The following is a 3668-nucleotide window of genomic DNA, read 5'->3' as shown; positions in this document are numbered from 1 at the left end:
CCTCGACTATCTGCCTGACTTCCTGACGGATGCGGTCATAGTTGGCTTGTATCTCCTCCTGCATCCGGTCGTTGCCGTCCTTGTCGGTGAAGTCGATAATCTGCGGCAACTTCACGTAACGGGCGGTTTCCCGCTTCACCTTTTCATTGTCCACCACGATTTCGCAGTGGAAAATCTTCTGCTCTATCCGTTCATCGAAATTGTCCGCTATTGCCCCCACGAACATACCTTGCGTGAGGTTGGATATTTTGCTGGCGGGTATCAGGCTGTCCATTTGGGTGCTTATCGAGGTGGATTTTTCCCGTTGGTTGATTGTCATGCTCTGCCGTTTCTGCAACACCTTTCCGAAACGCTCGGAAAGGATTTTCGCCGTTTCACCGACTACCTGACCGCTGAACACGTTGCCCACAGTATTTTGGATTACCCGGCTTTCCTTGTCCCCGTAGTCACGGGTAAGCTGGCTGTAATCCTGAAAGCCCAGCAGAACCGCTACCTTGTTGCTTCGTGCCGTAGCAATCAAATTGTCAAGTCCACGAAAATAAATCGTTGGCAACTCGTCTATAATCACCGAACTTTTAAGCTGACCTTTCTTGTTTATCAGCTTCACGATACGGGAATTATACAGTCCCAATGCTGCCGAGTAGATATTTTGGCGGTCAGGATTGTTGCCGACAACCAAGATTTTAGGCTCTTTCGGGTTGTTGATGTCCAGTGAAAAATCATCACCTGTCATAACCCAGTAAAGGGCGGGTGAAATCATCCTTGAAAGCGGGATTTTCGCACTGGCAATCTGCCCCTGCAACTGTTCTTGGGCGTCCGATTCCCAAGCATCTACGAACGGGGAAAGGTAATTTTCCAGTTCGGGGTAGCTGCGCAAAATGGTGAATACATCGGCGTATTTCTTGTTCAACAGTTCTATGGCATGGGGGAACGTGCAATACTTACCGCCTTGATAGATACGGAGATACCAAATTATAGCCGCCAAAAGGATAATCGGACTTTCCACGAAGAAATCGCCCTGCTTGCTTATCCAACTTCGATTGAGGTTAAGCATTATCGTGTAGCTTGCTTCGTAGGCATCCGCAATGTCCGACATGAAGCTGGCATTTATCGGGTTGCATCGGTGGCTCTTGCGTGGGTCGTCAAAATTGATAACGTAAAATTTCGGCTTAACCTTGTAGCCGTCCAAGTGGTTAAGTAAATGATTGTAAGCGATTTCCGAAAGGTCAGGAAACTTATAATCATACAGGTAGAGCGCAAAACCTTTCTCGATTTGCTGTTTTATGTAATTATTTACTACTGCGTATGACTTCCCGCTGCCCGGCGTTCCTAACACGATGCTCGCACGAAAAACGTTTACAACGTTAATATAGCCATTGTTCCACTTCTTCTTATAGTAGAACCGGGTAGGCAGATTTACCGAATACTCGTTCTCGATAAGCCTTGTTTCCTGCTGGAAACTTTCGTTCTCGGTATTAAAGACATCATCCATGAGGTTGTTTTTCAACAACCGGGACATCCACGTACCCGCCATGAGCATACAGATATAGCCCACCGAAAGCGTGGCGATATAAAACACGGCATCCGCCGTATGTGGCAGCGGAAGTTCCAGCAGCCACCAGTTCAGGAAAAACAACACGACACCCGCCGCAAGGCTGCAATGTATCTTCGTCCACGTTATCTTTTCCTCTTTCACGCCCTTAGTGCCGATGCACGACAGGGCGAGGAACACCACCGCAAAAAGTTTTGTCCAAAGAACGGACGAGAACAGCCCGGTGGTGCGCTGGAAGTTCCACAGTATCTTGTCTATCACTTCAAAGGTCACTCCCCATTCTTTCAGGGTGGAGTAACAGAACCAGTACACGTTTATTCCCACGAATAGAATACTGACAGCCCGCATAAAGTCCATGACCCTTGCAAGCCCTCTCAAATCATCCTCTTGCTGCATAATTGTATGTTTTTAAGTTAGTCGATGTGCCTTGTGCGCTTCTTTTTCTTCTTTCTCTTTTGGCGGGCGGTGTCCTGCGGCTCGTCACCGCCTGATGCACCGCCGCCCAGCAAACCGCCGAAAGCACCCAGCACGGAAGCCACGCCCGAAACGATGTCGGCTTTCGGCGTGAAGCCCTGCTGTTCCTGATGCGTGGGCTGGTCTTGCTGCGGTGCTGCCACTTCGGGCTGGTGTATCTTTCCGGTTTCGCCCGAAAAACGTTCGTTGAACACGTTCGCCGAATACTCCTTGCCCAAGCGTGAACCGTTCAGCACCACCCGGCTGTCATGGTCGATGAACGTAACGCCATAGATGCGCCCGCTGTCGTTCTGACGGAATACCACGTCAATGCCCCGCTTCCTTAGCTGCTGTTCCAGTTCCTTGCGGCTGTGGGCGGTCTGCATGGCAGTGGCTACAATCTTCCGGGTGCGCTCTTTCAGTTTCCCGTTCCTGATTGCTTCGCCCGATTTCTCCATTCTGCGCTGCACCGCTTCATAACCTACCGACTTGCCGATGCGGGAAGCCTTTACCGGGTTGCCTGTCTTTTCGCCCTTGTCGTTCATGGCGGAATAGACAATGCCCTGATAGGGCTTGCCGTTTATCTCGCCTTTGACTTCCTCGGCGCACACGTTGTAAGCGGCAAGCAAAGCCTTATATTCCCCGAACGACTGGAAGCGGTAGCCGTAACAAGCCGCTTTCACGGTGTTGCCGATTTGGTGCTTCACGTCCCCGGCGGCATAGTCCACCTTTTTAAGTTCCGGACGTTCGGCACGTTCCTTTCGCTCTGCCGGGTGCAGCCCGTATTTCTTTTCCAGTTCACGGGTGATCTGCTTGCTGCGCCGATGCTCGAACCTGTCATTCAGCGGTCTGCCGTTCTCGTCCACCCGCAACCCCACGATGTGGATATGGTGGCGGTCGATGTCGGTATGCTTGTACACCAAATAAGGCTGGTCGCCATAGCCCAACTTCCGCATATACTCCCGTGCGATGTCGGAAAGCTGCTGGTCGGTCAGCACGTCTTCCGGGTGCGGGTTTATGGAAATATGAAGTATCGGCTTCTTGGTGGAAAGCTGGACGGGCATCTGCATTTCAAAGCTGCGCATACACTCGCCGATAGAGAAATTCCCGTCCTCGCTCAACAGCATTTTGTTGGAAAAAAGCACCTTTGCTTCCTCGCTGTCCACCTTGTTTTGGTTGTACGCCAGTGCGCCGAACATATTGCCGCCAGTGCTTATTTTGGCAACCATAGTTCCTTGCACTCGTTTGTCAGGTCGATAACCTGACGGTTTAACATAGATAATTCAGTGGTCGCCTTTTCCAGTTTATAGAGAAAAGCCAGTGCCTTTTTCTCCGAAAAATTGCTATGCAACGCCTTTACAACTTGGTTATAATTGACCGCCACGGCTCTGAACTGGGCGTAAAATTCGGTCAGCCGGGCGCAATACTCGACCGCCGACTTATCCACTTTCACCACCCGGAACGGCTCGCCGAATAGTCGGGCAGCGATGAACCGGGACTTGCTCGTGACGCCCGACTGCTCCCACTGCGAGAGGAAACGGGCGTTCTCCCGGTCGTTCAGGTAAAGGACATGGCGATGCTTCGCCGGGTCTGCGAGGGCGGGGCGACCGCCCTTGTTGGTTCTTCTTGTTTCCATGCTTCTTTGGATTAAAAAATTACGACT

Annotated in this window: 3 protein-coding genes; all 3 read right to left on the bottom strand. The window is 51.1% G+C overall.

Annotated features, from left to right (window positions below; genetic code table 11):
* Nucleotides 1-1948 (bottom strand): conjugal transfer protein MobC (mobC, locus tag N5O98_RS26950; protein ID WP_269496220.1); only part of this gene is annotated, 1948 nt, incomplete at its 3' end.
* 17 nt (nucleotides 1949-1965) lie between these two features.
* Complete coding sequence (mobB, locus tag N5O98_RS26945) at nucleotides 1966-3234, bottom strand: conjugal transfer protein MobB (protein WP_117978428.1); 1269 nt, start codon at nucleotides 3232-3234, stop codon at nucleotides 1966-1968.
* On the bottom strand, nucleotides 3219-3641 hold the full coding sequence (gene mobA / locus N5O98_RS26940; protein ID WP_032535946.1) for a conjugal transfer protein MobA: 423 nt from the start codon (nucleotides 3639-3641) through the stop codon (nucleotides 3219-3221). The genes mobB and mobA overlap by 16 nt, the downstream gene beginning before the upstream one ends.
* Nucleotides 3642-3668: the final 27 nt, after the last annotated feature.

Origin of the sequence: Bacteroides sp. LFL-34 (genome assembly GCF_027257075.1) — a bacterium.
Taxonomy (GTDB): domain Bacteria; phylum Bacteroidota; class Bacteroidia; order Bacteroidales; family Bacteroidaceae; genus Bacteroides; species Bacteroides ovatus.
This window is presented reverse-complemented; position numbering and strand designations above follow the sequence as displayed.

Bases quoted from the DNA above. Each gene is read 5' to 3' on its own strand.
- mobB (WP_117978428.1), bottom strand. From the start codon at position 3,234: ATGGTTGCCAAAATAAGCACTGGCGGCAATATGTTCGGCGCACTGGCG.
- mobA (WP_032535946.1), bottom strand. From the start codon at position 3,641: ATGGAAACAAGAAGAACCAACAAGGGCGGTCGCCCCGCCCTCGCAGAC.